Annotated in this window: 25 protein-coding genes and 2 pseudogenes; 8 read left to right on the top strand and 19 right to left on the bottom strand. The window is 63.9% G+C overall.

What is annotated here, in order from left to right:
- Positions 1 to 37: 37 nt before the first annotated feature.
- From BGI01S_RS09395 to BGI01S_RS09345, 11 genes are all read right to left on the bottom strand, one after another.
- Positions 38 to 1,456: an MFS transporter gene (locus BGI01S_RS09395; protein WP_042324647.1), complete on the bottom strand. Its 1,419-nt coding sequence runs from the start codon at positions 1,454 to 1,456 to the stop codon at positions 38 to 40.
- Positions 1,457 to 1,549: 93 nt separating this feature from the next.
- Positions 1,550 to 2,842 carry a LysR family transcriptional regulator gene (locus BGI01S_RS09390; RefSeq protein WP_167335640.1) on the bottom strand — a complete coding sequence of 431 codons (1,293 nt, stop codon included), beginning with the start codon at positions 2,840 to 2,842 and terminating at the stop codon, positions 1,550 to 1,552.
- Between the two features lie 81 nt (positions 2,843 to 2,923).
- On the bottom strand, positions 2,924 to 3,784 hold the full coding sequence (locus BGI01S_RS09385) for a fumarylacetoacetate hydrolase family protein (RefSeq protein WP_042324643.1): 861 nt from the start codon (positions 3,782 to 3,784) through the stop codon (positions 2,924 to 2,926).
- Between the two features lie 13 nt (positions 3,785 to 3,797).
- The gene (locus tag BGI01S_RS09380; protein WP_042324642.1) at positions 3,798 to 4,577 is read right to left on the bottom strand and encodes an SDR family oxidoreductase; all 780 of its coding nucleotides are present in this window, start codon (positions 4,575 to 4,577) and stop codon (positions 3,798 to 3,800) included.
- A gap of 43 nt (positions 4,578 to 4,620) precedes the next feature.
- Entirely contained in the window at positions 4,621 to 5,637 is a 1,017-nt protein-coding gene (locus BGI01S_RS09375; RefSeq protein ID WP_042324640.1) for an amidohydrolase family protein, read from the bottom strand.
- A gap of 44 nt (positions 5,638 to 5,681) precedes the next feature.
- Complete coding sequence (locus tag BGI01S_RS09370; protein WP_042324638.1) at positions 5,682 to 6,605, bottom strand: VOC family protein; 924 nt, start codon at positions 6,603 to 6,605, stop codon at positions 5,682 to 5,684.
- A 55-nt stretch (positions 6,606 to 6,660) separates the two neighbouring features.
- The gene (locus BGI01S_RS09365; RefSeq protein ID WP_052400442.1) at positions 6,661 to 7,557 is read right to left on the bottom strand and encodes a substrate-binding domain-containing protein; all 897 of its coding nucleotides are present in this window, start codon (positions 7,555 to 7,557) and stop codon (positions 6,661 to 6,663) included.
- The gene (locus BGI01S_RS09360; protein ID WP_052400441.1) at positions 7,554 to 8,549 is read right to left on the bottom strand and encodes an ABC transporter substrate-binding protein; all 996 of its coding nucleotides are present in this window, start codon (positions 8,547 to 8,549) and stop codon (positions 7,554 to 7,556) included. The genes BGI01S_RS09365 and BGI01S_RS09360 overlap by 4 nt, the downstream gene beginning before the upstream one ends.
- A gap of 20 nt (positions 8,550 to 8,569) precedes the next feature.
- Positions 8,570 to 9,436, bottom strand: a complete 867-nt coding sequence (locus tag BGI01S_RS09355; RefSeq protein WP_042324635.1) for an HpcH/HpaI aldolase family protein — start codon at positions 9,434 to 9,436, stop codon at positions 8,570 to 8,572.
- Positions 9,437 to 9,458: 22 nt separating this feature from the next.
- Positions 9,459 to 10,499, bottom strand: coding sequence for a hypothetical protein (locus BGI01S_RS09350; protein WP_042324632.1), 1,041 nt, complete (start codon positions 10,497 to 10,499; stop codon positions 9,459 to 9,461).
- Between the two features lie 375 nt (positions 10,500 to 10,874).
- Positions 10,875 to 11,558: a GntR family transcriptional regulator gene (locus BGI01S_RS09345; RefSeq protein WP_042324629.1), complete on the bottom strand. Its 684-nt coding sequence runs from the start codon at positions 11,556 to 11,558 to the stop codon at positions 10,875 to 10,877.
- A 374-nt stretch (positions 11,559 to 11,932) separates the two neighbouring features.
- On the opposite strand from BGI01S_RS09345, the gene BGI01S_RS09340 reads away from it, so the two are divergent.
- On the top strand, positions 11,933 to 13,384 hold the full coding sequence (locus BGI01S_RS09340) for an MmgE/PrpD family protein (protein ID WP_042324628.1): 1,452 nt from the start codon (positions 11,933 to 11,935) through the stop codon (positions 13,382 to 13,384).
- 164 nt (positions 13,385 to 13,548) lie between these two features.
- Here BGI01S_RS09340 and BGI01S_RS09335 read toward each other — a convergent pair whose 3' ends face one another.
- Entirely contained in the window at positions 13,549 to 13,875 is a 327-nt protein-coding gene (locus tag BGI01S_RS09335) for a DUF4148 domain-containing protein (protein ID WP_042324625.1), read from the bottom strand.
- A 287-nt stretch (positions 13,876 to 14,162) separates the two neighbouring features.
- Between BGI01S_RS09335 and BGI01S_RS09330 the strand changes: the two genes are divergently transcribed.
- Positions 14,163 to 14,672 carry a thioesterase family protein gene (locus BGI01S_RS09330; protein WP_042324623.1) on the top strand — a complete coding sequence of 170 codons (510 nt, stop codon included), beginning with the start codon at positions 14,163 to 14,165 and terminating at the stop codon, positions 14,670 to 14,672.
- Complete coding sequence (locus BGI01S_RS09325; RefSeq protein WP_042324622.1) at positions 14,665 to 15,615, top strand: alpha/beta hydrolase; 951 nt, start codon at positions 14,665 to 14,667, stop codon at positions 15,613 to 15,615. Before BGI01S_RS09330 ends, BGI01S_RS09325 begins: the two co-directional genes overlap by 8 nt.
- Before the next feature lie 249 nt (positions 15,616 to 15,864).
- On the opposite strand, the pseudogene BGI01S_RS09320 reads toward BGI01S_RS09325, so the two are convergent.
- Both BGI01S_RS09320 and BGI01S_RS09315 read right to left on the bottom strand, forming a co-directional pair.
- A pseudogene (locus BGI01S_RS09320) lies at positions 15,865 to 16,164 on the bottom strand (hypothetical protein); the annotation flags it as partial.
- Between the two features lie 21 nt (positions 16,165 to 16,185).
- Positions 16,186 to 17,148: a response regulator gene (locus tag BGI01S_RS09315; RefSeq protein ID WP_042324618.1), complete on the bottom strand. Its 963-nt coding sequence runs from the start codon at positions 17,146 to 17,148 to the stop codon at positions 16,186 to 16,188.
- A gap of 528 nt (positions 17,149 to 17,676) precedes the next feature.
- Here BGI01S_RS09315 and BGI01S_RS09310 point away from each other — a divergent pair.
- Positions 17,677 to 18,372 carry a hypothetical protein gene (locus BGI01S_RS09310; protein ID WP_042324615.1) on the top strand — a complete coding sequence of 232 codons (696 nt, stop codon included), beginning with the start codon at positions 17,677 to 17,679 and terminating at the stop codon, positions 18,370 to 18,372.
- A 57-nt stretch (positions 18,373 to 18,429) separates the two neighbouring features.
- Here the strand turns inward: BGI01S_RS09310 and BGI01S_RS09305 are convergent, their stop codons facing one another.
- Complete coding sequence (locus tag BGI01S_RS09305; protein WP_042324612.1) at positions 18,430 to 19,104, bottom strand: HAD family hydrolase; 675 nt, start codon at positions 19,102 to 19,104, stop codon at positions 18,430 to 18,432.
- 670 nt (positions 19,105 to 19,774) lie between these two features.
- On the opposite strand from BGI01S_RS09305, the gene BGI01S_RS09300 reads away from it, so the two are divergent.
- Both BGI01S_RS09300 and BGI01S_RS09295 read left to right on the top strand, forming a co-directional pair.
- Complete coding sequence (locus BGI01S_RS09300) at positions 19,775 to 20,935, top strand: porin (protein ID WP_042325875.1); 1,161 nt, start codon at positions 19,775 to 19,777, stop codon at positions 20,933 to 20,935.
- A 257-nt stretch (positions 20,936 to 21,192) separates the two neighbouring features.
- Complete coding sequence (locus tag BGI01S_RS09295) at positions 21,193 to 21,588, top strand: TerB family tellurite resistance protein (protein WP_042324610.1); 396 nt, start codon at positions 21,193 to 21,195, stop codon at positions 21,586 to 21,588.
- A gap of 69 nt (positions 21,589 to 21,657) precedes the next feature.
- Here BGI01S_RS09295 and BGI01S_RS09290 read toward each other — a convergent pair whose 3' ends face one another.
- Positions 21,658 to 22,539, bottom strand: a complete 882-nt coding sequence (locus BGI01S_RS09290; RefSeq protein WP_042324608.1) for a LysR family transcriptional regulator — start codon at positions 22,537 to 22,539, stop codon at positions 21,658 to 21,660.
- Between the two features lie 122 nt (positions 22,540 to 22,661).
- On the opposite strand from BGI01S_RS09290, the gene BGI01S_RS09285 reads away from it, so the two are divergent.
- The gene (locus tag BGI01S_RS09285) at positions 22,662 to 23,414 is read left to right on the top strand and encodes a TerC family protein (protein WP_042324606.1); all 753 of its coding nucleotides are present in this window, start codon (positions 22,662 to 22,664) and stop codon (positions 23,412 to 23,414) included.
- 133 nt (positions 23,415 to 23,547) lie between these two features.
- Positions 23,548 to 23,859, top strand: a complete 312-nt coding sequence (locus BGI01S_RS09280; protein WP_042324604.1) for a TFIIB-type zinc ribbon-containing protein — start codon at positions 23,548 to 23,550, stop codon at positions 23,857 to 23,859.
- Between the two features lie 11 nt (positions 23,860 to 23,870).
- Here the strand turns inward: BGI01S_RS09280 and BGI01S_RS09275 are convergent, their stop codons facing one another.
- From BGI01S_RS09275 to BGI01S_RS09265, 3 genes and pseudogenes are all read right to left on the bottom strand, one after another.
- Positions 23,871 to 24,542 (bottom strand): DUF2894 domain-containing protein, encoded by a 672-nt coding sequence (locus BGI01S_RS09275; protein WP_042324602.1) that lies wholly within the window; start codon positions 24,540 to 24,542, stop codon positions 23,871 to 23,873.
- Entirely contained in the window at positions 24,535 to 25,182 is a 648-nt protein-coding gene (locus BGI01S_RS09270) for an OmpA family protein (RefSeq protein ID WP_042324600.1), read from the bottom strand. Before BGI01S_RS09270 ends, BGI01S_RS09275 begins: the two co-directional genes overlap by 8 nt.
- Positions 25,179 to 25,932 (bottom strand): annotated as a pseudogene (locus BGI01S_RS09265) (hypothetical protein); the annotation flags it as partial. The pseudogene BGI01S_RS09265 and the gene BGI01S_RS09270, both read right to left, overlap by 4 nt.

Genomic DNA, 25,932 nt, shown 5'->3' with positions numbered 1-25,932 from the left:
CTTGCGCTTTGCAGGCCCAATCGAAAAACTGCCGGGGTCATCCGTTTTTGCTGTACTCGGGAGCCGGGCTCGTTGCGCGCGACTCGTCGCTGGCGTTGTCCATCGATTCAAGCGCTTTGCCGCGCGCTTCGATGCCGATGGTCAGATACGTGAGGCCGCACACCAGCAGGCAGAACGCGAGGAACTGAAACGCGGGGACGATCACGTTGACGGTCGCCGACGGCATCACGACATTGCTGGAGCCCGCGGTCATCGCGAGACCGAGCGGCCCGAGAATCTTGCCGATCGAGCCGGTGAGCCCCGCGTAGCCGGAGCCGGTGCCGCGCAAGCGCGACGGCCAGATTTCCGTCGAATACGCGGCGCAAACCGCAAAGCTGCCGTCGGCGAAGATGAATGCGAGCAGCAACGGCGCCCAGAAGAGCGATGGCGTCAGCAGATCGCCATGCCCGATATACCCCGCCGCCAGCAACGCGGCGGCTGCCGCGATCGCAAAGTAGCCACCCGTCTTGCGACGGCCGATGCGGTCCGCGAGCGACGCGGCCGAGAGTCGCGCGAGCATGCCGAGCAGGCTGAAGCCGATCATCGTTTTTGCCGCGGTTGCGGGCGAGAACTGCTGGATCTGCGCGAGCAGCGTCGGCGCCCACAACACGATGCCGTAGTAGCCGGCGATCAATCCGATGTTGATCAACGTCGCCGTGATCACGCTGCGTGGACAACGCAGCAACTCGAACCAACCTTTCGACGGCACCGGTTGCGGCGCATCGATCTGATCTTCGAACGACGCGCTGCCGAGCGCCCAGGCAATCGAGCGGCGCGCGTCCTTCTCGCGCCCTTGCAGGCTGAGCCACCGCGGCGACTCCGGGATATACGCGGCGCCGATCAACGCGATCACCGCGGGCGCCGCGCCCAACGCGAAGGTCCAGCGCCAGCCGATTGCCGGAATCACGTATGCGCCGCTGAACGCGCCGAGCAACAGACCGCCTGTTGTGATCGCGGAGACGATGCCGGTCAGCATGCCGCGCCGCCGCGGCGGCGTGAACTCGTGCACCAGCGCGATCTGGATGAAGTAGCCCGCCGTGCAGAAGCCGATCACGACACGCAACGCGGCCATGTAAATCCAGCCGTGCTCCGGCGTGAATGCGAGGCCCACGCTGGCCGCCGCGAGCAGCAGCAGCGAAATCACGAACACCGGTTTGCGGCCGAAGCGATCCGCCATGCTGCCCCACACGACACCGCCGACGATCGCGCCTGCGCCCGACGACAACAGCACCGCGCCCATGATCCCGTACGTCAGTCCCCACGGCTTGATCAGATACGCCATGATGAAGCCGATCAGATAAGCGTCCCAGAACTCCAGCATGCTGCCGACGCCGACCAGCCCCAGCAGTAGTCGCTGATTGCCCGATAGCCGGGTCTGTTCCTGGAACGGGCTGCGCCCACTATTGATTTGAAGCATGGTTGTCTCCGTCTCCATCGTTCGTTGCTTTATTTCGCATGACTAATCGTTCTGCCTGGACCGATTCACCATCGCGTTTGGGGCCATGCAAAGTCAGGAACGCGGCTTGCGGCCTGGCGGCTTGAGTTTTACGGGCGATGCCGGCAATGTCTGCAATCCGGCCATCGACTCGTCACCCGACTCTCCGGCAATAGCCGTCGCATTCCTCTTCAGATGGTGCAAAAACGCCGCCTGCACGTCGTTCGGCTTCCAGTCGCGTTTCGTCGTGATGCCGACGATCGGACCGTCCCACGGCACATCGACCGGCAGCGGCGCGATGAAGCCGAAGCGCCGTTCGCTGAGCACCTCGGTCCAACTCAGCACCGTCAGCATTTCCGCGTCGTACAGCGTGATGCGGATCGTCGACAGCGAGTAGGTTTCGATGCTCGCCGCCGGCGGCGTGGTTTCGGCGAAGATATGTTCGTAGGCCTCGCGGCGCGGCGACCCCTTGGGCGGCAGCACCCATTGATAGCGCGTCAACTGATCCACGGTGATGACGTTCTGCCGCGTCAACGGATGCTCGCGGCTCGCCACCACGCAATATCTCTCGTGATACAGCGGCTCTTCGACAAAGTCGAACGCCTTACCCGGCTGCTTCAGCAAACCGAGCATGAAATCGATCTCGCCGCGCAGCAGCTTGTTGAGCAAGGTCTCGTAAGTGCCGCTCAGCACGACGACGCGCGCATCCGGAAACTGGGCGGTGAGCGAGCGGATCGCGTTGACGATCAGAATGGTCGGATCGAGCAGCAGCACACCGATGGTGACCGTGCGTTCCTTCGGAAACTCGTACGCGTTGACCGTTTCGACCAGCGCCGCGATCTGGCTCGACACGAGTTTCAGACGCCGCGCGAACTCGGTGCCGGTTTCCGTCGTGTTGATGCCCGACGACGTCTGCCGATATAACTGCCCGCCCAGGTTCTGTTCGAGCGTGCGCGCCGCGCGCTGCAACGAGGCCTCGGTAATACCGAGCATCCGCGCGGCCGCGCGAAACGAACCGCACTCCTCGATCGCAATCAGGCAACGCATCTGCGTGCGCGTGATGCTGCTCGCCAACGCGAGCGGCGACACCTTGCGCGTGCTGCCGACCAGTTGCGCGGCCTCCTCGGCGAATTGCAGAATCTTGCGCGTGCGGACCAGTGCGGCGACGCCGACCGGCGTCAGATACGTGCCGGTCGGCGAACGTTCGAACAGCCCGACGCCCAGGATGCCCTCCAGCGCCGCGACGCACGATGTGGTGGCCGGCTGCGAGCGCAGCAGCTCCTGCGACGCCTGCGTGACGTTTTCGTGGCGCGCGACAGACTCGAAGACCCGCAGTTGCCAGATGCTGGGCAGGTCTTTCTCAGACACCGTGGTCTCGATTCGTCGCATCGCAATGCCTGGGTGAAAAATTCGTCACGTTCCGTCGCGGCCCGGGCGGCCTGAACGGTGCTATTCCTCAGCGACCTCGTTGCGCAGTGTCCCGATCCTGTCGATCGAAATCTCGCATACGTCGCCCACTTTCATGAAAACCGGCGGCGTACGCGAGAAACCGACGCCGCTCGGCGTGCCCGTCGCAAGGATGTCGCCGGGGTACAGCGGCGCGATGGTCGACACGTATTCGATGAAACGCGGGATCTTGTGGATCATCGCGCTGACGGACTCGTCCTGCATCACTTCGCCGTTCAGCGTGGTCCTGATGCGCAATTGTTCGACGTCTTCGATCTCGCGGCGCGGTACGATCCACGGGCCGATCGAGCCGCTGCGGTAAAAGTTCTTACCGGGCGTGATCTGCCGCGTGTGGAATTGCCAGTCGCGCACACTGCCTTCGTTCATGATTGTAAAGCCGGCAATATGTTCGAAGGCCTCCTCCGCCTTGATCCGATAACCCGGCTTGCCGATCACGACGACCAGTTCGCCCTCGAAGTCGAACTGCTCGCTCACGCCCGGATGCAGCAGCGTCTGGCCGTGACCGACCAGCGAGTCGGCGGCGCGCGCGAACAACGCCGGAGACTTCGGCAGTTCCTGCACGCGCCCGGCGCTTTGCACTTCGTTGTGATGCTCGGCGTAGTTCAGCGCGAGGCACCAGATGTGAACCGGCGCCGCGATCGGCGGTAGAAAACTGATGCGGTCGAGCGGATAGTCGGCGGGCTCCGACGCGGCGGCCGCCACGTGCGGCGGAAAGCCCGCCGCGACCAGCGCCTTCAGGTCCGCGTATTCGTTGCCGAAGCGCTTGCCGAGATCCACCACGCCATTGCCGACGACGATGCCGTAGGTGGTGCGTCCGTCGATTTCAAAGCTGGAATATTTCACTTCGTTTTCTCCGTTAGACCAGGCCCGCGTACGAGCCGCCGTCCAGTTGCAAGTTCTGTCCCGAGATGTAGCCGGCCTGCGCGCTGCACAGGAACGCGCATGCGTCGCCGAATTCCATCGGATCGCCGAGGCGTTTGGCGGCAATCGTCGCGGCGATCCGCTGCTTCGCTTCGACCACCGTGATGCCGTCCTTCTTCACCATCCGCTCCGCCATGTATTGTTGACGGTCGGTGTCGAAGCGCTCCGGCAGCATGTTGTTGATCGTCACGTTGTCGACCACGCTGTCGCGCTGCACCGATTTACTGAGCGCGGTGAGCGCCGCGCGCACGGCGGCGGACAGGCCCATCATCGCGCTCGGCGACTTGACCATCGCGGACGTGATGTTGACGATGCGTCCGAAGCGCCGCTCGCGCATACCCGGCACGTAGGCCTTGATCAGGAAGATCGGCGCGAGCATGTTTGCCTCGACCGCGCCGAGCCAGTCTTCGCGGCTCCAGTCGCCGATCTTGCCCGGCTCCGGTCCGGCGTTGTTGTTGATCAGGATGTCCGGTGCGGCACATGCTTCGATCAGGCTTGCGCGCCCCTCCTCTGTATTCAGGTCCGCGACGACTATGCGCGGCCGCCGTCCCGCGATCGACTCGATCTGCGCAGCAGCGCTTTCGAGCGCGTCGCGATGGCGACCGTTGATCGTGACATCGCAGCCTTCGCGCGCCAGTGCGGTCGCACAAGCGAGTCCAAGGCCGCGCGACGATGCGCATACCAGTGCCTTCTTTCCGGCGATTCCCAAATCCATAACGTTTCCTTCTTCGATGACTGTTCAGCTCACGTGAGTTCGTTCAAGCTCGGGCCGCGACGCGATCTTTCAGTCGCGGATAGAGACTCAACGCATTGCCGGCGAATACCTGCTGCCGGTCGCAATCGCACAGATGGGGCGTGGCGGCGAGATAACGGCCGGTGTCGTCGAAGTGATGACCGGTCTCCGGGTCGATGCCCTTGACCGCGCCGATCATCTCCGAGCCGAAGATGATGTTGCGATGAGGGATCACTTTCGTGAGCAGGTCGATGCCGGCCTGGTGATACACGCAGGTATCGAAGAACACGTTTTGCAGCAGGCCCTGGTCCAACGGATCGAAACCCATGTCCTGCGCGAGACCCCGGTAGCGTCCCCAGTGATACGGCACCGCGCCGCCGCCGTGCGGGATGATGAAGCGCAGCGTCGGAAAGTCCTTGAACAGTTGCGGCGAGAGCAGCAACTGCATGAACGCGGTGGTATCGCCGTTCAGGTAGTGCGCGCCGACGTGGTGGAAACACGGATTGCACGAACTGCTCACGTGAATCATCGCGGGCACGTCGAGCTCCACCATCTTCTCGTAGAGCGGGTAGTAGATGCGATCGGTCAGCGGCTTGTCGGTCCAGTAGCCGCCAGCCGGGTCCGGATTCAGATTGCAGCCGACGAACCCCAGCTCCACGACGCAGCGTTCGAGTTCTTGCGCCGATGCTTCGAGCCCCTGTCCCGGTGATTGCGGCAACTGGCAAACACCCGCGAAATTGTCCGGATACAGCGAGCAGACCCGATGGATCAGATCGTTGCACAGCCGCGACCACTCGATACTGTTCTCCAGCGTGCCGAGGTGATGACCCATCTGTCCCGCGATCGGCGAGAACAGCGTGAGGTCGAGGCCGCGAGCGCGCTGCTCCTTCAATTGGCCCGCCTCCAATGCGTCGCGCAGTTCGTCGTCGGAGATGACGAGCGGCGCGCCGTAAACGCCGCCGCCGTTTTCGAGCTGACGGCGACGCCATTCGTGCAGTGTTTTCGGCACTGTCGTGAAGTGCCCATGACAATCAATAATCATCGTGATTTACCGTGGTGTTTGATCCGCAATGCCGCGCGGCGAAGTCAGAAGCCGGTTCCCGCCGGCCATTCGACGATCGGCGTCGCCTGTTTGACGAAGCGCTCAGGTGGCTTTTCGCCGGTGTCGTAACTCATACCCTCGCCGATCTGAATCCGGTTGAAGCGGCTCGACGCATTGAGCTTCTCGTGCGAAATCCAGTGCTCGTGCATCTGTTCGTACGGGCTCATCCAGTAATTGAAAATCTGGCTGCCGAGCGCGTGACGGCCGATGCCGCGCACGTGGTCATGCTCGCGGTGCGCCATGTGGTCATAGCCGAAGAAGATGTCGTCGACCCCCTCCACCTGATACGACACGTGGTGCATGCCCGCGCGCTGACCACGCAACAGAAAGATCACGTGATGGTCGACGAGTTCGTCGCCGCGATCGACACGATTGAACTGGCCGATCACGTTGTCCGCCTGGCCCACGAACAGTTCGTCGGTGGGCAGCAGGCCGAGCGTGCGCTGATACCAGCCGATCACGTCCGCCAGATTCGGCGTCGCGTACGCCGTGTGTGCGATGCGCACGACCCGCGCCGGGCCGAGCGAACGGCTTTCGCCATCCGGTCCGCGCACCAGCACACGCGGCGGCAATGCGGCGACGCGCTGTTGCCCCGTCACCAGTTCGAGCCAGAAACCGTTGGGGTCGCGCAAGCGCACACGCTGTCCGCCGCCCGGCACGTCGGGCGATTCGATGCCGTGCGCGCCCGGCAGCTTCGCGAGCGCGGCCAGATCGGCGTTCTCGCTCAACTGGTAACCGAAGCTGACCGCACCAGGTGCGCCCAACTCGGTGACGTGAAGAAACGGCGACTCGCCGACGCCTCGCATGTAGAGGCGTTGCGCGTCGCGATGCGCGAGCACCATGCCGAAATCTTCCAGAAACGCCTGCATGCGGCCGAGGTCCGGCGCACTCAGTCTGACGTATGACATTCCATTGATCGGTGAGGTCACCGCTGTCTCCCAGGTATGCTTTCTTTCTCGACGGTCAGCTCAGGATATTGACCACGTTCCCGTACAACTCGTCGACCGTATAGCGTTTTGTAATCAGCTTCTGTTCGAACGCGTACCGGATGACCGTTTCCAGTGCCGGGCGCAACGCGTCGAAACCGGCCGGCTGCAAATCGGGGCCGCTCGCGCTGGCGAGGTCGCCGCTCGCGACGCGGCTCTCCAATAGCATATGGAACACTTCGCGCACGAGGTCAATCCGGGACTCCGCGACCTCCTTACGAATCGTCACGACGTGATTGATCGGCACCACGTTCGTGCGGCGGTGCCATGCGGCGGCCGCCTCCTTCGGCTCGGGGATCAGCGTGCGGATGCCAGGATCGCCCGACAGCGCGCCGCCGGCGATGATCGCGTCGACCTGGCCAGTGCGCAGCAGGTCCTCGAGGCTCAACGTCGAATCGATTCGCGTGACGAACTCGGGGTCCGCGTATTCGGCGACGTGCGCGCCTTCCTGACTCAACCAGCGCACCTTGTCGAGTTCGACGCCATATTCGTCGGACAGAATCCCGCGCACCCACGTCGGCGTGGTTTGCGCATACGAGCGCATCGCGACGGTTTTTCCGGCGAGGTCCTGCGGCTTCAGATCGTCGTCGGCGCGGCACAGAATGCTCTTGTGGTGAAACATGCCGTTCATCACGAACGGCAATATCACGTAAGGTTTGCCGGCCTCATAGGCTTGCAGGAACGTGACGATGGCGAGTTCGGCCACGTCGAACTTCAATCCGCGCACCACGTCCTTGAAAGCTTTTTGCGCGGTATCGACATCGGCGAAGTCGAGGCGCAGCAGCGGCGACGAGATGCTGCCGTCCTTCAGCAGCGCGGTCTTTTTGTACGAGCCCATCATCGCGGTGAGCGTGGTCATGTCGGTCCCTTTCATGTGCGGGTCGCCATTGCCGGCGTGTCGTGCTGGCTGTTGTTGCGCGTTTCACGAGACGCGACGCGCGGATCGAGGAACACCGTCTGCAAACGCGGCTCATGGGAAATCAACCGCTGTCGATGCGCGTAACGCACGAGCGCTGCGAGCGATTGCGCGTTTTCGTCGAATCCGTACGGCAGCGGATCGCCGACCCACTGCGCGAGATCCCGATAACGGATGTCCTCCGCGCCGGCCGCCTCACCGCTGCGAATACGTTCCAGATAGTTCTGCTTCGCCTGCGTGAACGCCTCGAACAGCGCCAGCGCGAGACCGCGATGCCGTTCGAGCACATCGTTGCGCACCACGATCATCCCGTGCAGCGGATAAATTCCGGTACGGCGAAACCAGTCGCGCTCGCGTTCATCCGCATCTTCGACAATCTCGACGAGTTCGTCGTCCAGCGCGTTGCCCGCTCCCGCGAGTCCGCCGAATGCGGCTTCCAGTTCGCCCCGCCTCATCAGGTCCGCAAGCGACGTACCTTCCGCGAGCCGCTGCACGTTCGACGGCGTCGCGAAGCTCTGCACGTTCTCTTCCTCTTCGGTGATCCACGTCACCTTGTCGGGATCGAGACCGTATTCATCGGCGAAGATGCCGCGCGTCCACACCGCGGCCGTGACCGAATAGGTGCGAACACCGGCGCGCCGCCCTTCGAGATCTTTCGGATCACGAATCGTCGACGTACGCAGCCGCTGCATGCCCGCGTGCCGGAAACGGCGCGTCATCGGCAGCGCCAGCGCGGTGATCGGCGCGCCCGCCGCGACCGCCATCAGGTACGACGTCGGCGCCATTTCGCAGATGTCGTAAGGCTGGCTGCGCGCCATCTCGCGGTACGCGTCCGGCATCCGCTTCTTCTCGATGAACTCCAGTTCGAATCCGTCGACACCGACCGCGCCGTCGCGCAGATCGCGCACCTGTCCGTGCTGCCCCAACACGATGGACAGTTTTGCTGTCATAACTCCTCCCACGTTCCGCTTTATTTGTCGAGGCGTCCGGCTAACTGGAGGCCTTTGTCCAGCGCCGAGAAATCGCGCTTCGGGTAGGTCATCAGGAAACGGTAGCCCTGCGCGATGACCTGGCTCACGTTCTGGCCGGTCACATGCGGATGGCCGACCGGAATGTCGTGGGCCTTCCCCACTTCGAGCACGTGGTCCATCATGCGCAGCAGTTCCGGGTTGTCGTACTGGCGCGGGCAGCCGAGCTCCTGAGTCAGATCGCCTTCGCCGATCAGCAGCACGCCGATGCCGGGCACCTGCTTGACGATCGTTTCGAGGTTTTCGATTGCACGCGTGTCCTCGATCATCAGCACCACCAGTACCTCGCCGTCCGGTGCGAGCGGCCACACGTCCGCCTTGCGGTAATACTCCTGTTGCGAGACGCCCCAATATCTCGCGGCGGGCATCGGCGCATCGCCGCGCAAACCCGCGGGCTCGTACAGCGGCGCGCTCTTCAGGCGCGGATAGCGGCACGCGGCGACCGCGTTATAGGCTTCCTCGGGCGTGCTGATGCGCGGCCACACAATCCCGTATGCGCCGAGGTCGAGCGCCTGCTTCGCGAACCACTGGTTCATTTCGCTGCCGCTCGGCGGAATACGCACGAGCGGCGTCATCTGGCAGGCAACCGACTGCGCCTTCGCGATGCGCTCGCGCAGCAGCAGAAACTGCATCGATTCACGCAGCGAGCGGATATCCCAGGGCGTGTGTTCGAGTTCGAACACCACCCCGTCGTTCGACGACTGCGCGAACGCCACCGCCGATTCCACTTCGGCCTGAATGAACGACGTGAATGCGATACGTCGTCCGGTTTGCAGCGCGCGAATGACGCCGTTGAGTCTTTCCGTCATGGTTCGATCATCCTTCGTTCGCTTAGAGCATCGTCGCGCAGAATGCATCTCCTGCGTCGGACGGCAGAGGTTTTTCGGTCCAGCTACGGCAACCGTCGGTCGTGAAGAACACCTGACCGCCGCGCGTCACGGTGATGACGCCGTTCGGGTCGCTGGGATGCAGGCCGAAGCCGAGCATCGTGCTCGCCGGTTCGACTTGCGCATCGGCGCGATACCAGCTCTTGCCGAGGTCGTCGCTGCCATACAGCGCGCCCGCATTGCTGCGCGACGAAATGCTGAAGCACGCGTACATCTTCTTCGGGTCGTCGCACACGAAGCGGCAGTCACGCGTGTACGAGAACGGAGCGAATTTGCCGACTTCGATATCGCGGAACGTCTTGCCCTTGTCGCGGCTTTCGAAAATGCCGAGGCGGCAGATGTAGAACAGTGCGTCCGGATCGGCTGGCGTGGTGCAAACCGAATGGGCATCGAAGACGCCTTCTGCGTCGTCGTCGGTTTCGATTCTGCTTTTCAGATGCGGCAGCTTCGACAGCGCCAGAAGCCCTTCCGGTTCGCCGCGCCATGTGTCGCCGCCGTCTTCGCTGACGAGAAAGCCGTTGATCTCGGCCACCGCGTACATCACATCCGGATTCAGCGGGTGGAACGCGATGCGCATCACGCGCGAGTCGCCGAACGAAATCTTGAAGCGCTCGGGATGATCGGCCTTGCATTTGCGCCAGGTGTCGCCGCCGTCGTCGCTGCGATAAATGCTAACGGGACCGCCGGCCGCGAACAGCGTGTCGGGACGCGTCGGGTGAATCACGACGGTCCAGAACTGGATCGTCTCGTCCGTCACGTTCAGACGGGTCCACGAATTGCCGCCGTCTTGCGAGCGGTATACGCCTTTGCGCGTGGCGGCGAACAGCAGATCGGGCCGCACGGGATGTGGCGTAATCGCCTGCACGGACGCGTCGTCGGGGAAGTCGGTCAGCTTTTGCCACTCGCCGCCCGGCTCGAGCCGATACATCGAACCAATGGCATTCGGACGATTGGCGGCGGTGCCGACCAGCATCACTTCTTTCATAAGGTCTCCAAATGAATTATTCGTCGAGCGCCGGTGCGAAACACGGATCGACTTGACGGCATGACCCGCTGGACCACGGTAGCGACCGGCTCACAACAGGAGTTCGGAATGCAGTGTAAGTGCCGTCGGCTACGCTTTGTTATTCAAAATCTGCGGGGGCAATAGAAATTTGCTTAGTCACTGCGGAGGCCGTCCGCGCGGGCGAAAAAGCGCGGATTCGAGGCCATTGTGAGTCGGTGATTACCCGGAGAAAGCGGGCTTTTGCACGCAACGAGGAGAGGGAAAGACGATCGCGAAGCGCTGCTGTTCGTGCGGCGCGAGCGCGCCTCGGAAAGAGGTCCGGCAGCGGTCCGGGAAGACCGCAACGTTGTTGAATCAAGCCTGGACCGGCCACGCCTGCTCGATCGCGTGCAGCGCACTCAGCACAATCGAACGATTCAACGCCGCCGCGAGCGTGCCATCGCGCTCGGCATACGCTTCGCACAGCCTTTGATGATCCGCGCATGAGCGCTGCAAGCGGCCGGGCAGCGTCGTGCTGAGATGCCGCAGACGGTTGGTCCGCATCCGCATCGAGTCGAGCACTTCCTTGAAAATGCCGTTGCGGCAGACGCGCAACTCTTCGTCGCGGAACTCGACGTTGGCCCAAAAATACGCATCGACGTCGCCTTGCGCGGCCACCTCGGCAAGACGCTGATGCGCGCGCCAGAGCGAAGCGATGTCGTCGTCGGTCGCGTGCTCGACGATCGCGAGCGAGACCTGCGCATACAGGATCGCACGCAGTTGATAGATCTCGCGCACGTCCTTCAGCTTGACGGCGGACACGCGAGGCCGCCGGCGTGGCGACCAGTCGACCAGCCCTTCGCGGCTTAGCACGAACAGCGCCTCGCGCGCCGGCGTGCGGCTCACGCCGAAACGTTTGGCGAGTTCGACCGAGTTGAGATCGTCGCCGGCCACGAGGCGTCCTTCGATGATGCCGCGCGCCACCCAGTCGACGATCTCCGCAACCGGCGACGCTTCGCCGTCGTCCGCAAGCGGGCTCTTGTCGACATCTTCATCCATCGCGGGTCCTTTCGTGAGAGCGCGCCGGAGGCGCGGGCGCAGCAGCGGATTCTAACAAACCGCTACGCCTGCGCGTGCTGAAAACCGTGCGCAAATTACACTCAAAGTGTGCACACCTGTTGCAATTTGGCCTTGAGTTTTGGAGGGACGTCGCACTATGATGCGCAAATTGTCGACACCTCACTCAGTTGCCGGTCCGTGATCGACACACTGGCAGGTAGTCACCAGGAGACATCGTCGAGCCGGATGCGGTCGTGCGTCCGCGGCACGCCGCTGCCGACTCCGCTGTCCACGCATGCGAGGCACCCATCTCGAATCGCCGATCTATTTCATTGCGCCCATCCAACCCGCCGTCCACCACCAGAAGGATTCACATGTCCGAGTCTCACATGCCGGCGCGCCGCCGCATGCTTCAATCCGTCGGCGCGCTCGCCGCACTGACGCTGTCTCCCGCCCGCCTGTTCGCCGCTGCCAATGCCGACGTGACCGGGCAGCTCGCGCGCTACATGGTGTCGGCGCGCAGCACCGCGCTGCCCGACGCGGTCGTGCTCGCCTGCAAGCACCGCATTCTCGACACCTTCGGCGCGATGGTGTCCGGCTCGCGCATGCGGCCGGGCTCGATGGCGACCCACTACGTGCACGGACTCGGCGGCGAGCCGCAAGCGTCGGTGATCGGCGCAGCGTTTCGCACGACCGCGATCAACGCCGCGCTCGCCAATGCGATGTGCGCACACTCCGACGAAACCGACGACTTCGAGCCGGTCACCAAGGCGCACCCCGGGAGTTCGGTCGTGCCGGCCGCCCTCGCGCTGGCCGAACGCGAAGGCAGCAGCGGCGAGGCGCTGATTCGCTCGGTGACGCTCGGCTACGATCTCGCATGCCGTCTGCTGATGGCGCTCGGACCCGACCAGGTGCGCGGCTCGCATCGTAGCGCCGAGGGCACCGCGTCGACTTTCGGCGCGCTCGGCGCGGCGGCGTCGCTCGCGAAACTGGATGAACTGCAAACGCGCTATGCGATTTCCTATTCCGCGCAGCAGGTCTCCGGTTTATGGAGTTGGGTGAAGGACAAGGATCACATCGAGAAGGCGTTCGACTTCGCCGGCATGGGCGCGCGCAACGGCGTGACGGCGGTCGACATGGCGCAGTCGGGCTTCACCGGCGTCTACAATGTGCTCGACGGCACCAACAATCTTTTCATTGCGCTGTCGACGAGTCCGAAGCCCGAAGCGATGCTCGATGGACTCGGCAGCCGTTTCTATGTCACAGAGACGGCGATCAAAACGTACTCGGTCGGCTACCCGATCCAGTCGCCGCTGGACGCGCTGCTGACGCTGCGCAAGCAATACGGCCTGACGCCGGACAACGTGCGCAGCATCCTCGTGAAGATTCCCACCGATGCCGAGGGCATCGTCGGCGACAGCGCGATGCCCGATGTCAATTGCCAGCACCTGGTGGCGGTCGCGATGGTCAAAGGCGCGGTTTCGTTCGTCGATAGTCACGATGTCGCGTTGATGCACGATCCGCGTATTCTCGCGCAGCGCGCGAAGGTCAGCGTGACGCCGGATGCCGCGTTGATGGACCCGGCCGCGCCGCGTGGGGCGATCGTCGAGGTGACGCTAACCGACGGACGCAAGGTCGAGCACTTCACCCGATTCCCGCCGGGCACGAAGGAGAATCCGTTGACGACCGAAGCCGTCGGCGCGAAGGCGCGCGACCTGATGGCGCCGGTCCTTGGCGCGCGTAAGACCGATCAGCTGATCGAGCGGATCAACCGGCTGGAGAGCGTGGACGATGTGCGCCAGTTGCGGCCGTTGTTCACGGTGTGATCGGGCGGTTTGATCGACCCGCGCGTGCAATGCGTGAGCGCTAGCACGAATGCAAGAATGGCTTGCTTCACCCATGCGGCACGGTGAAAGCAAGCCATTCATGTTCGATACCCATCGGCTCACGCGCGAGACCTGCGCTCGCGCTGCGTTCGCGCTGCGTTCGATTAACGACCGTAGTTGACGACCGGCGCCGAATACGAGCTCGACTGCGTGCTAGTGCGGCCCCCGGCTTGCGACGAACCATTGGTCGCCGAACCATAGCCGCTGGTTTGTGCGGCGGCGTTCTGCGCCGCGACGCGTGCTTCGGCTGCCTGAATATTGGCCGGGTAGTCGTTCGCGTCGGCGGTGGCCGGGTCATAGCCGGCCTTTTCAAGTTGGACCAGTTCGGCACGCACTTGAGCGCGCGTCACCGGCTGGCTCGATTGAGCAAACGCGGCGAGCGGTGCCGTGATGAGCGCGGCGATAACAACAGCTTCGATCAGCGATTTCATGATGTCTACCTCGATAGATTGTTTTGCGGTGCTGGCAACCCTGGTGGTCCGCAGCGGATGAATAGAGTCTAGGAGTCGAGGAGACCAGGGTAAACCCCTGATTCACAAATTCACTATTGCGTCAGATGGTCTAATTTGACGCAACGGCGACTCATGCTTCGAGTCCACCGACACCGAGCGAAGCGCATCGACAGACGGGGTGCTCACTCGCATGCGAATCGTCGTGAACTAAACTGGGTAGCGTCGAGGCCGACGCCCACGCATTCGAACGACGGAGACCCTTGCCCATGCCGCAACACGTTGCTCTGCCCGGCTATCACGACACCGTGCGGGTCGAATGGGTCGATTACAACGGCCATCTGCGCGACGCGTTCTACATGCTGATTTTCAGCTTCGCGACCGATGCGTTGATCGACCTGATCGGGCTGCCCGACGCGGTACGCAAAGCGCGGACGCGCTCGATCTACACGCTGGAAGCGCACCTCAACTATCTGCATGAGATCAAGGAAGGCGCGCAGGTTCGCGTCGATATGCGCGTGCTCGCGCACGATGCGAAGCGACTGCATCTGTACCTCGAAATGTGGAGCGGTCGCGGCGACGAACCCGTGGCCGCCAGCGAGCAGATGTTGCTGCACGTCGATACCGGCGGACCGCGCGCCGCCGCGTTCGATCCCGATGTCGCGGTTCGCGTGCGGGCGTTGGCCGACGCACACGCCGTGTTGCCGACGCCGAGGTTCGCGGGACGCGTGATCGGCCTGGGCGTCGGCCAACAAAGCAACGGGAGCGAACATGCTTGAGCCGGAAATGGCCGCCTTCATCGAACGGGCCACCGCGATCTATCCCGCGCACACCGCCGCCGCGACGCCGCGCGAGCAGCGCGAAATGTACGACCGCTACGCGGCCATGCTGAGTCCGCCGCTGCCGGACACCATCACGACACACGAAGGCGAGTTGAAAACCGACACGGGTCATGCGATCGCGCTGCGGCTTTATCGGCATCGCGCGAAGACTCACAGTGAGGTTCGCGGCACGGTACTGTACTTTCACGGTGGCGGCTTCGTGCTCGGGTCGCTGAATAGCCATCAGATGGTGACCGCACGCATCGCCGCCGATACCGGGCTCGACGTGGTCGCGGTCGAGTACCGGCTCGCGCCCGAACATCGCGCACCGGCCGCGCATGACGATTGCCTGGCAGTGACGCTCGCTGCGCTGGAAGGACGTCTGCCGTTCGATCTGTCGGCCGACGCCGCGCTGCAACTGGCCGGCGACAGCGCAGGCGCGACGCTCGCGGCCAGCGTCGCGCTCCGGTTGCGCGACGAAGGCATGCCACGCCTGCGCGGCCTCGCGCTGAGTTACCCGATGCTCGGCACCGACCCGCAACCGCCCGCGCGCGACACCGAAGCGCATGCGCCGATGCTCACGCTGGTCGACGTCCATACGTTTCGCGATCTGTACTGGGGCGCTGGCGAGTCCGCGTCGTATCCCGCGTGGACGATCCCGCTCGATGCGACGCGTTACGATGGCTTGCCGCCGACGCTTGCGTTCGGCGCGGAACATGATCCGTTGCGGGACGATGCACGCGTGTTCGTCGAGCGCATCCACGCGGCCGGCGGCGACGCGCGACTCAGGATCGGCGTGGGCCTCGTGCATGGATGCTGGCGCGCGCTCGAATCGAGCCCCGGCGTTCAGGCGATGCATCGGGCGGTGTGTGAATTTCTTTGCGCGCAGGCGCGGGAGTAGTCAGGCGCTAAACCAAGATAGCGCCGTTTGTTCAGCGGGCCGGCTCGCACTGGCTGCACCGGTAACTTTGCAGCACACGTTCATGCCTCAACGCGAAAGGACTTGCGCGCGTGCTAGCGCTTAACCACACCCGTCGCCCTACCTCAACGCCAGCGCGGCCAACTCCTCGGCGGCTCGCGCAGCGCGCGATCGGCCGGCGTGCCCGGAATCGGCAAGCGGACGATGAAGGTGGTATGCACGCCATACATCGAGCCCATACGACGCGAACAGCAACGGCTGCTCACGACGCCGCGCCGCCACCTCGATGACGAAGTGATAGAACGTGGTCGGCAGAAACAGAATGAACAGTTAGCCCAGCCTGACCAGCACGCCGGCGAGCTGCGGATCGTTCGTCTCGAACAGCAACGTCCACGTGCCCTGCCATGCGAAAGTCGCCGCGCACATCAGCAGGAACGGCCCCGACAGACGCGTGATCCCTTGAGTGATGAGTACATACAGCCCGAACACCACGAACAGCGCGGACTCGAAAGCAGTGGGGATCGCGTACATGGGTGTGACGCGTCGGCGGCTTCAGCGGCCGCGCTTAGTGCGCCATTGCGAGAACGTGAGCAGATCGAGGTCCAGCTCCGCCGGGTCGATGCGGGTCCAGCCATAGAACGCGTCGTCCCAGCCGGGGATGCCGCGCGGCGTGAGCTTTCGGAACTCCATGCCGCCACGATAGGCGAGGTCCGGCCAGAATAGCGGCATCACCTCGCGCACCGCGAGCTGCCTCAGCAGTTCGGCCGGGCCGCCCTCGTCGGCCACGATCTCGCCCTGCGAGATCCAGTCGTTCTCGGCCCACGCGACGAACACGCTCGGGTTGCCCGCGCGGTCGAACATCAGAATCACGTTCTGCTCCGGACGCCAGTAATACTCGACGATGCCTTCGGCGGCCACCACCTCGTCGATCACCTTGCGGGTGCGCGGATCGCAGTACGTCATGCCGTTCTCGCCCAACGCGAGCCAGCCCGATTCCGAACAGTGCCGGCTCTTGGCGTCTTTCAGAAAATGAACCAGGCGGTTGGCCGAATCCGCATCCGTCTTGCGCAGATACAGATCGACGATGCCGGCATTGAACGCCTTGACCGCGACGGTCTCGTTCGCGACGCCGGTCAGCAGTACCTTCGCGCAACGCAAGTGCGAGATCGACGAGAGAAACTCGACGCCGTTCATGCCCGGCATGTCGTAGTCCACGACGACCGCGGCGACTTCCTCGAAACGGGAGGGCCGCGCGACGATATCGCGCTCGGCCGAAGTCTCGACGAAGCGCTCGACGCCCGGCTCGCTCAGACACGCAGACGCCGGCGCGAACTCCAGCGAATTCTCGCGCGCATGCTGACGGATGAAAGCGAGCGCGTTTTGCGGCCGCGTGAAAAACAGATTGGTCAACGTGTCCGGGAAGAACCGGCGCAGGGCATCGAGGTAGCTCTCGTTGTCATCGACGAAAACAACCGTTGCCGGATAGAAAACAGGGGGTCGAATAAAGTTGTTCATTTTTCACGTGGTCCGTCGCGTCGTCGCTGTCGCGCTCGCGAGGCAGGCCGGCACGTTGGCGCAAAGGCCGTGCGGTATGTCGCGATGCGATTGCTCCGGGGTATGAAAGGCGGTCCACCTTTCGCCCGTGAGCCGTACGGTCAGCGTTGATTTTGCCGTTGCCGGTCGCAGCAAATTTTCTGGGAGACAGGCCGGCGCTTTAGTCGTGCCGATCCGCGGATAGTCGAACGCCGACTGACAGGCCGGTCTCCCGTTGAGCCATATAGTACAGGGCTCTCAGCCGAACGGTGCAAACTTCGTCGCAGTGCAGCGAACGCGTGCGGATCGGGCAGGCCGGACTGGATGGGCCAGGCGGAATGTGGCCGCGACAGTCGGTGCAACTCGATCGCGCTGACCGCTCGCGCGAACTGACCCGTTCAAGGTTCATTCAGACATCGGTCATCGCCGCCACGCGGGGCGAAGGGCCGTTCAGTGGACGGTCGTTTATCATCGATTGTTTACAGTCCTCGAATGATCCGCTGATTAAATATGACGAATACCGGCAAGATGTTGATAATCGGCCTGCTTGTGATCGATGCGGGCGTCGCCGGCTATCTGCTTTTCCCGAAAGAAGAAGAACGGCCGCCGGCAGTGACCGGCGCGGTGGTGGGTAGCGCCGGCACGGCGGCGATCGACTCGCGCGCCAGTGAAAGCCATGTGGTGGCAGGCAGCGTGGCCCGCACGTCCCCCGCCGGCAGCGCGACCGACAAGCTCGCGGCGGTAGCACCGGCTACGCCGGTGAAGCTTGCGCCTGATTCGCCTGCTACGACGGTTGCGCCCGTGGTGATCGCCCCGCGCGCCGCTCCAGCCGTGACCGCCGCGCCCAATGCGGGCCCGACAACGCGCGAGACTGCGAACGGAGCGCATCCCGCTACGCGCACGCTCGTCGCTTCGAACGAAGTCCACCAACCCGCTCATACGAAGCCGAAGCACGCCGAACACGGACGCGAGCGCAAGCATGACGAGCCGCGCCGCAGCAACTCGAATCACGTCTCGGCGGCGCTGACGGCGCAGCTCGTCAGGGAATCGGCCAAGCCGGATCCGTCATTGCCGCTCCCGCCGGGCACCGGCAACGGCTCGACCGGCAAGAACGCACATCCGGTTGCGTCGGCGATGACCGATCAACTGGTCCGGGAGTCCTCAAGGGTCAATCTTTCGGCGCCCTCGCAGTCCTATAAGCATTGAAGCGGCATTGAAGCGGCGGGCACGCGGCGCGGCGTCGCGCGCGTGGATGCCGGCACGTCATGGCCGCGACGCCACTTCGTCCAGATGTTCCAGCAGGTCGGCCGGGTCGTCGTAGACCCGCAGCGCGCCCGCGCGTTCGAGTTCTTCCGTGCCGTATCCGCCCGACAGCAAGCCGACCCCCAGCGACCGGCAACGGCGCGCCGCGAGCATGTCCCAGATGCTGTCGCCGACAACCACCGTGTGCTCGATCGGCACGCCGAGACGTTCCGCCGCCGCGATGAACAGATCGGGGTCGGGCTTCGCGTATTTGACGTCGTCGCGCGTCACGACGACGGCCTTCGCCGGGTCGACGCCCAATGCCTCCAGATTCACCGCGGCGGTTTCCATCCGGCCGCTGGTCGCAACCGCCCATGGCGTGCCGGCCTGCGTCAGCGCATCGAGCAGTTCGCGCGCGCCCGGCAGCGGGCACACCTGCGCGCGCAATCGCTGATAGGCCGCCGCGTGCGCCTGACGCAGCCGCTCGCCCCGCTCGACGCTGATTTCGCCGTGCGTTTCGCGCATCAGTTGATTGGTGAAGAGGCCGCCGCTCATGCCGATCTTGCGATGAATCCGCCACACCGACAGCGCGATGCCTTCGCTGTCTAGCGCTTCTTTCCAGGCCAGCACGTGCTGATAGACGCTGTCGACGAGCGTGCCGTCGAGATCGAAGAGAAAGGATGTCTGGATTCGCATGACGTGCTCCGGGGATGGCGGGTGTTATCAATATGCCATGTATTGGCCGGCGAGCCGCGCGACGATGCAGCGGGGCGGCGACTTCAGAGCGCGTTGTCTTGCATTGCTTCACGCGCTCAGTGCCGTTCCGATCGCATGGCAATTGCGCGCGTCATTACACGGCCCTTGCCACTTCATTTCAAAGAAACAAACAGTCATTCAAACAAACGCGCCGCCGCAGTTCTGCCTTCCATCGAATGCCCTGTGATATCCATGGCAATAGAAAATCGCCCGCATCCCGTGAATTCCGTTGCGTGAACCTCACGTCGCCACTCCCGCCATGCGGCGGAAAACGGTAAGCTTCGCCCCCTCATTGTTCTTCCGACGCGCCGCGGCTTTTTTTTCCGACACCCCGATTATTTTCACCGCCCTATGATCGGAGCGAAGTCACTCGCCGCTTCGATCAGGATGCGTCCATTCGATCCAATTGAAAACCGCGCCGTCGACCGGCACGCACCTTTTCAAAGTCATTGGAATAGCGCTATTGCGCGCAATAAGCATCCATCAAATCGCATGAGTATCTGGAATTCTCGCAATAACACAGGGCAAACACATGCCAAGCGCGGGCGCGGCGTCGATGAATAGCACGACCGATTTCTTCAAGCACTGTTTGATCACGGAGCCAACAAATATGAAAAAGTCTTTACTCGCAGCCGCGCTGTGCGGCGCATTCACCCTGTCCGCGCATGCGCAAAGCAGCGTGACGCTGTACGGCCTTATCGATGCCGGCCTGGTCTACACGAACAATCAGCTCGGCCACAGCAACTGGCAATTGGGCAGCAGCTCGACGCAGAACACGGTGTTCGGCCTGAAGGGTTCGGAAGATCTGGGCGCGGGCTTGCACGCGATCTTCAAACTGGAGCAAGGCTTCGTGCTGAACAACGGCGCGCAGGCTTTCTCCGGTAGCGCGTTCGGTTCGCAGGCCTGGGTCGGTCTGCAAAGCGATCCGTACGGCACGCTGACGTTCGGCCGCCAGTTCGATGTGATGAACGACCTCGTCGGCCCGGTCTCGGCCTCATTCAACACGTGGGGCGGCAGCATCGCCGCGCATCCGTTCGAGAACGACAACCTCGCGGCGAATTCGGTCGTCATCAACAACTCGGTCAAATACGCGAGCCCGGTCTACCACGGCGTCACGTTCGAAACGATGTACTCGTTCAGCAACAAGGCCGGCGACTTCGCGAACAACCGTTCGTACGGTTTCGGCCTGTCGTATGCGCAAGGCCCGCTGTACCTCGCCGCCGGCTATCTGCAACTGAACAACGCGGGCAACGGCACCGGCGCGGTGACCGCGAGCGATGCCAGCGCGAACTTCCTCGCGGAACGCCAGCGCATCTGGTCGCTCGGCGGCAACTACACGTTCGGACCGGCCACCGTGGGGCTGCTGTGGAGCCATACGCAGATCGACAACGTGTCGGGCGTCTTCTCGTTCGGCACGGGCAGCTACCTCGGCGCGGCCGACAACACGGCCGGCACCCTCGCCGGCTCGCTGCGCCTCGACAACTACGAAGTGAACGCGAAGTACGCGCTCACGCCGGCGTTGAGCGTGTCGGGTTCGTACACGTTCACGCATGGCGCGTATAACGGCTCGTCGCCGGGCTGGAATACTGCGATGCTGCAAACCGACTACGCGCTCAGCAAGCGCACCGACTTCTATGTCGAAGGCGTTTATCAGAACGTGCATGGCGCGCCGGCGGATTCCGTGCTGTCGCACGCGATGATCAACACGCTGTCGCCGTCGTCGACGAACACGCAAGTGGCCGTCACGGTCGGCATGCGTCACGCGTTCTGAGCGGCGCGCCTGGCGGCATTTCACCACGCAGCGAGTGAAGACGTCTGCCTGGCTTCGGCCAGGCAGACCTCGTCCGGTTCAGGCAGCCCGCCTGCGCCGGTAGCGCTGCGAGCACGATCGTGCGTTCTGGCGGCGCCGCCCTCGTATCGTTTTTTTCGAACCTTTACTCTTCGATTAACAGGTTTATCCGATCCCCACGCTAACGCAGACTGAGGCTCCTCACCACTGCGGATACTCTCCGCGAAAAGGAACCCTTCATGCGAACCTATCCGCGCAACAGTCCTCAGGCCGCAGCACGCATCGTGGCGCTCGCCTTGACTTCCGACGGGCACGTCTGCAGTTCGGAAGAAGCAGCGCTAGAAAAACTGGGCATCGCAGGCGAGCTCGGCCTCGCCCCGGCGCAATTCGCGCAGATCGTGCAAACGTTGTGCGAGGACCGCTCGGTCGCGCAGATGTCGCCCGAACTGACGGTGGACCAATTCGACACGTCCCCGCTTTCCACATTGATCGACGAAATCGACGACCCCGCGTTGCGTCGCAAGGTCATGCGCCTGTGCATCGCCGTGGCGATCTCGGACGGCCATCTGGCGGATGGCGAGATCGCGTTGCTCGGCGCGGTGTTCAAAGCATGGGGGCCGCCTATTCGCCACTGAGCGCCAGCAAGCGCCAGTGACCGCCCTCCTGCACGGCCCGCCGCCTCGCCGGTAAGCCTCCCCGCGCGGTTACGACCGCGCGGCGGCGAGCACCTGCGAGGCGAGCGCGTGATGCTGCCCGCGCCGCGAGCGGATTGCGTGAACCTCCTCGACCACACCGTCCGCGCGACCGAGCCAGCGCAAACCGCGCAGCAACGACAAGTCCTCCGCGCCGAGTTCCGCGAGCGGAAATACGCCGAGACCGCGCGCGGCGAACACCGCCATCAACGCACTGTCCTCGAATTCGCCGACGATGCGCGGCCGGATCCCCTCGGCCTCGAACCACCGGTCGAGCCGCGCTCGCAGCGCGGCGTGCCGGGTCGGCAGTAGCACGGGCAAATCCGCGAGACATTGCGGAAAGCCTGCGCGGGCCGCCTTGCGGACGATCTCCGCCGGCCCGTACCAATCCACCGGCGAGCCCACGAGGCGCTGACTCAGCACGCGCAGGTCCGCGTTGTGCGGCGCCGGCTGACACGCGAGCACGAGATCGAGCCGATGCAGCGCGAGCTCCGACAACAGGTGCGCGTGCTCACCGTCGTGACAGAGCAGCCGCAGCGACGGCGTGCCGAGCACCGGCGCGAGGAGCGCATGCGCGGCCAGTTTGGAAATGCCGTCCGACAGACCGACCGCGAGCCGCGCGACACCCTCGCCGCCCGCGTCGCGCATGTCGTCGAGTAGCGCCTCGCCGAGCTGAAAAATCTGCTCCGCGCGACTGAACGCCGTCTCGCCAGCCTCGGTCATCGTGACGCCGCGCCCCGCCGGCTTCAGCAACTGGCGCCCGATCGATTTCTCCAGCTCGCGCACTTGCGCGCTGATCGTCTGGACGGCCATGTCGAGCCGTTCCGCCGCGCGCGCGAAGCCGCCTTCCTTCACGACGATCCAGAAATAGTACAGATGACGATAATTGAGCATGCTTTTGACACTTCGAAATAACCGAAAGGTCGTTCAGCTTATCACTGATTTATCCGAACCCTGAACACGCCGATGATGGCGGTTCCGCGACCTTCGTCGCAACGACCTTTAGCCCGCGCTCCATGGAACCCCTGCTCGTACTCGCTACCGATCCTGCCGCATGGGCCGCTCTCCTGACGCTGGTCGTGATGGAGATCGTGCTCGGCATCGACAATCTGATCTTCATCTCGATCCTCAGCAACAAGCTGCCCGAAGCGCAACGCGTACGCACACAGCGCATCGGCATCATGCTCGCGCTGGTGATGCGGCTGGCGCTGCTCGGCACGGTCGCGTGGATCGCGCAGTTGACCGGCAACGCATTCACGCTTTTCGGTCACGGCTTTTCGTGGCGCGATCTGATTCTGCTAGGCGGCGGCCTGTTCCTCGTCTGGAAGGCGACCAGCGAAATCCGCCATCACGTGACCCACGCCGACGAAGTCAGCGACAAGGCGAGCAGCACCGTCCAGTTGACGATGGCGGCCGCGATCGGCCAGATCATCCTGCTCGATATCGTGTTCTCGATCGACAGCATCATCACGGCGGTCGGCATGACCGAGCATATGCCGATCATGTTCGTCGCGGTGATTGCCGCGGTCATGGTGATGCTGTTCGCCGCGCGTCCGCTGTCGCGCTTCATCGATCGCAATCCGACCATCGTCATGCTGGCGCTGAGCTTCCTGCTCGTGATCGGCATGGCGCTGATCGCGGAGGGTTTCGGTTCGCACGTGCCCAAGGCTTATATCTACGCGGCGATGGCGTTCTCCGCGTTCGTCGAGGCGATGAACATGCTCGTGCGCCGCCAGAAATCGAAGCGTGCGGCCGGCGCCGCGCAGTGAGCGCCAACGTGAGGCGCGTGTAGCAAAAGCGGTTGAGGAAAGTGGAATCAGGCAGCGCTGGAGAGCCCGTCCCATTGCGGGCGGCTAGCCAGCCTCAACGTTCGATGTGCGGATACTTTCGAGGAGCGACACCATGAAATGCCCAGTGTGCAAAACAACCGACCTGCTGATGACCGAGCGCCGCTCGATCGAGATCGACTACTGCCCGGTGTGCCGCGGCGTCTGGCTAGATCGCGGCGAACTCGACAAACTCATTGCGCAGGACGCGGCTGAGAACGTCGGAGCGTCGTCCGTCGCGCGTGCTGGTCACGACGATCGCGACGACCGCAGGGAGCGCGACCACGCGTACGAAGGCGACCGTCATCGCGGTCACGATGATCATCGGACGGGGTATCGCGGATATAAAAAGAAGCGCTCGATTTTCGACGTGTTCGACTTCGATTGACCGCAACGGCGCTAGCGCGCTTTACCGCGCGCGCCCTTGCCACCGGTTGCGGCGCGCGGCGCTTCTTTACCCGCCGGCGCGCCGCCACTGTTCATCTGTTCCATCCACGACAACGTGTCGACGTACGACAGAAACTGCTTCAGGTACCCCGGCGACAACTCGCGCATCAACGACAGCGAACGGTGCACGAGGCTGCTCGAATTGAGCGGACCCGCATTGCCGGACACCGGTGCAAGCGACTGGCGCAACTGCTTCTCAGCGCGGACTTTGGACCAGACTTCACGGAAGTAATCGAGCGCCGGCAGTTCAGGATACGAAGCGGAGCCGTCACGATTTGCCGGCGCGTGACGGTTGATGTGGTCGACCAGACTCGCTAGCGTTGCGTCAGCGGGCTCGTGCGAGGCCGATCGCGTTGCTGCGGTGTCTTCTTGGACAGAGTCCGCCTCGGCGTCGGCCCGTTCGAGATCCGCCGCGTACGCGTCGAGCAAGCCTGCCAGCTTCACGTCGAGAACGCGCCGCGCTTCACCTTCATGAGCGGCCGCGCGCCGCTCCAACGCCACGATGAAATGAAAGCGGACCGGGTTCACACGATCCGCGCCGCGCTCGCGCCATGCGTCGAGCGTCGCGCGAGCCGTGTGGGGCGCGTCGCTGTTGCCGCTGTCCTGGTTGTCGTTGCTATGCACCGGACTTCACCGTTGCGTTCGACGGCCGCGGAATCGGCGCGATTTCCACGCGGCGGTTTTTGGCCCGCCCCTGCTCGTCGGCGTTCGGGCTCACCGGCTGCTGCGAGCCGAATGCGGCCGCGAATACCGACGCCGCCGGCACGCCCGAGTCGATCAACGCGCGCGTCACCGTCAACGCGCGCTGCGCCGACAGTTCCCAGTTATCCGCGAAACGGCGATTGCCTTCGCGCAGGCGCTGGTCGTCCGTGAAGCCGCTCACCATCAGGATTTCGTCATTGGCCTGCAGATAGGCGGACAACGGTCCGGCGAGGCTCTTCAGCAGATCGCGGCCTTGCGGCTGCAACTGATCGGAGTTCAGCGCGAACAGCACGTTGCCGCTGATGCCAATGCGTCCATTGACGAGCGTCACGCGCCCGGCCGCCAGCGGCCCGGCCAACGCCTGCTCCAGCGTCTTGCGGCGCTGCGTCTCCGCCTGGCGCTGCTTGACCTCCTGGTCCAGCTTGTTCGACAGCTCGAGCTGCACGCCGATGACGCTCACCAGAATCAGCACGAACGCGCCCAGCAGCACCGACATCAGGTCGCCGAACACCGGCCAGATCGGCGCGGCCGGTTCCACACCGCCGTCGATTTCCTCGCTCATACGACATCGGCTCCGGCTGAGGCGCGCTGGCCCGCGATCCGTTGCAGGTCTTCGACGATCTGCTTTTGCGACATCACGCTCAGGTCGATCACTTCACGCGCCTGCGCGACGTAGTAGGCCAGTTGTTCGTCGCTGCGGGCGAGGGACTTGTCGAGCGCGGTTTCGATACGTTGCAGGTGCGCCGCCAGCTTGTCGTTCGAATCGCCGAATATCTGCACGGCCGCGCCGAACGCCTCGCCGAGGCTCGCCACTTCGACCGCGCTGCCCGTGACCTGCGCGGCCACCGCGCCGAGCTTGCCGGTCTCGTGCTCGATGTGATCGGTGAAGCGCGTGCCGACGCGCTCAAGCAGATTCGCCGACGTGGCGACCAGCGCGTCGACGGCCGTGCGCTGCTCGGTGGACGCGTGGTTCACCGCGTCGAGCAGCGTCTCCAGCGTTTCGAGCAGACGGCTGCGCTCCTGCAGCATCGCGGTGTCGCGCACCATGCTGTCGGAGAGCTTCTGGCGCAATTCGGCGACCACTTCCGCTGCGGCCTTCGGCGCTTCCGATGCGGCTTGCACGAGGCGTTCGATCTCGCCGATCGTGTCGCTTGCATGCGCTTGCGTTTGTGCGGAGATATCGCGGGCGGTCTGCGCAAGCGTCTCGCAGATTTCCTGCTGACGGCTCGCGGTTTGTGCGCCCGACTGCTCCCACTGCTCGCTCAACTTCGCGGCCATGGCGCCGAGCGTTTCGGTCCATGCCGCCAGTCGT

Source organism: Paraburkholderia ginsengisoli NBRC 100965 (assembly GCF_000739735.1).
Taxonomy (GTDB): domain Bacteria; phylum Pseudomonadota; class Gammaproteobacteria; order Burkholderiales; family Burkholderiaceae; genus Paraburkholderia; species Paraburkholderia ginsengisoli.
This window is presented reverse-complemented; position numbering and strand designations above follow the sequence as displayed.

Excerpts from the sequence above, each read along its gene's own strand:
- BGI01S_RS09300 (WP_042325875.1), top strand. The coding sequence starts at position 19,775 with ATGAAAAAGTCTTTACTCGCAGCCGCGCTGTGCGGCGCATTCACCCTG.
- BGI01S_RS09370 (WP_042324638.1), bottom strand. The coding sequence starts at position 6,605 with ATGTCATACGTCAGACTGAGTGCGCCGGACCTCGGCCGCATGCAGGCG.
- BGI01S_RS09330 (WP_042324623.1), top strand. The coding sequence starts at position 14,163 with ATGCCGCAACACGTTGCTCTGCCCGGCTATCACGACACCGTGCGGGTC.
- BGI01S_RS09340 (WP_042324628.1), top strand. The coding sequence starts at position 11,933 with ATGTCCGAGTCTCACATGCCGGCGCGCCGCCGCATGCTTCAATCCGTC.
- BGI01S_RS09310 (WP_042324615.1), top strand. The coding sequence starts at position 17,677 with ATGACGAATACCGGCAAGATGTTGATAATCGGCCTGCTTGTGATCGAT.
- BGI01S_RS09350 (WP_042324632.1), bottom strand. The coding sequence starts at position 10,499 with ATGAAAGAAGTGATGCTGGTCGGCACCGCCGCCAATCGTCCGAATGCC.
- BGI01S_RS09285 (WP_042324606.1), top strand. The coding sequence starts at position 22,662 with ATGGAACCCCTGCTCGTACTCGCTACCGATCCTGCCGCATGGGCCGCT.
- BGI01S_RS09355 (WP_042324635.1), bottom strand. The coding sequence starts at position 9,436 with ATGACGGAAAGACTCAACGGCGTCATTCGCGCGCTGCAAACCGGACGA.
- BGI01S_RS09280 (WP_042324604.1), top strand. The coding sequence starts at position 23,548 with ATGAAATGCCCAGTGTGCAAAACAACCGACCTGCTGATGACCGAGCGC.
- BGI01S_RS09380 (WP_042324642.1), bottom strand. The coding sequence starts at position 4,577 with ATGGATTTGGGAATCGCCGGAAAGAAGGCACTGGTATGCGCATCGTCG.
- BGI01S_RS09375 (WP_042324640.1), bottom strand. The coding sequence starts at position 5,637 with ATGATTATTGATTGTCATGGGCACTTCACGACAGTGCCGAAAACACTG.
- BGI01S_RS09325 (WP_042324622.1), top strand. The coding sequence starts at position 14,665 with ATGCTTGAGCCGGAAATGGCCGCCTTCATCGAACGGGCCACCGCGATC.
- BGI01S_RS09290 (WP_042324608.1), bottom strand. The coding sequence starts at position 22,539 with ATGCTCAATTATCGTCATCTGTACTATTTCTGGATCGTCGTGAAGGAA.
- BGI01S_RS09365 (WP_052400442.1), bottom strand. The coding sequence starts at position 7,557 with ATGAAAGGGACCGACATGACCACGCTCACCGCGATGATGGGCTCGTAC.
- BGI01S_RS09305 (WP_042324612.1), bottom strand. The coding sequence starts at position 19,104 with ATGCGAATCCAGACATCCTTTCTCTTCGATCTCGACGGCACGCTCGTC.
- BGI01S_RS09395 (WP_042324647.1), bottom strand. The coding sequence starts at position 1,456 with ATGCTTCAAATCAATAGTGGGCGCAGCCCGTTCCAGGAACAGACCCGG.
- BGI01S_RS09270 (WP_042324600.1), bottom strand. The coding sequence starts at position 25,182 with ATGAGCGAGGAAATCGACGGCGGTGTGGAACCGGCCGCGCCGATCTGG.
- BGI01S_RS09315 (WP_042324618.1), bottom strand. The coding sequence starts at position 17,148 with ATGAACAACTTTATTCGACCCCCTGTTTTCTATCCGGCAACGGTTGTT.
- BGI01S_RS09360 (WP_052400441.1), bottom strand. The coding sequence starts at position 8,549 with ATGACAGCAAAACTGTCCATCGTGTTGGGGCAGCACGGACAGGTGCGC.
- BGI01S_RS09345 (WP_042324629.1), bottom strand. The coding sequence starts at position 11,558 with ATGGATGAAGATGTCGACAAGAGCCCGCTTGCGGACGACGGCGAAGCG.
- BGI01S_RS09295 (WP_042324610.1), top strand. The coding sequence starts at position 21,193 with ATGCGAACCTATCCGCGCAACAGTCCTCAGGCCGCAGCACGCATCGTG.
- BGI01S_RS09335 (WP_042324625.1), bottom strand. The coding sequence starts at position 13,875 with ATGAAATCGCTGATCGAAGCTGTTGTTATCGCCGCGCTCATCACGGCA.